The following is a 578-nucleotide window of genomic DNA, read 5'->3' on the forward strand; positions in this document are numbered from 1 at the left end:
TCCGGAAGCGCAACCGTTCCCGTCACGTCCGTCGTCCGGAAATAAAACTGCGGACGATAGTTCGTGAAGAACGGCGTGTGACGGCCGCCCTCTTCCTTCGTCAGGATATAGGCTTCCGCCTTGAACTCCGTGTGCGGCGTGATCGTTCCCGGCTTCGCCAGAACCTGACCGCGCTCGACATCCTCGCGGCCGATGCCGCGCAGAAGCGCCCCGATATTGTCGCCCGCCTCGCCGCTGTCCAGCAGCTTCCGGAACATCTCGACGCCCGTCACCGTCGTCTTGCGCGTGTCGTGAAGACCGACGATCTCCACTTCCTCGCCGACCTTCACGATCCCCGTCTCCACGCGGCCCGTCACGACCGTGCCACGGCCCGAAATCGAGAACACATCCTCGATCGGCATCAGGAACGGCTTGTCCTTCGGACGATCCGGCTGCGGAATATACGCGTCGCATTCCTTCATCAGCTCGAGGATCGCCGGCGCCCCGATATCGGACGTATCGCCCTCCAGCGCCTTCAGCGCCGAGCCCTTCACGATCGGAATGTCGTCGCCCGGGAAATCATAGGACGACAGAAGCTC

General features: G+C 63.0%; 1 protein-coding gene. It reads right to left on the reverse strand.

Annotation, left to right across the window (positions count from 1 at the left end; translation table 11 throughout):
* Window positions 1–578: EF-Tu/IF-2/RF-3 family GTPase (locus tag KAJ83_RS19165; RefSeq protein WP_246484922.1), on the reverse strand; the 578-nt coding region annotated here is incomplete at both ends.

This window comes from Marivibrio halodurans (assembly GCF_017963645.1).
In the GTDB taxonomy this organism is placed as follows: Bacteria; Pseudomonadota; Alphaproteobacteria; order UBA8366; family Aestuariispiraceae; genus Marivibrio; species Marivibrio halodurans.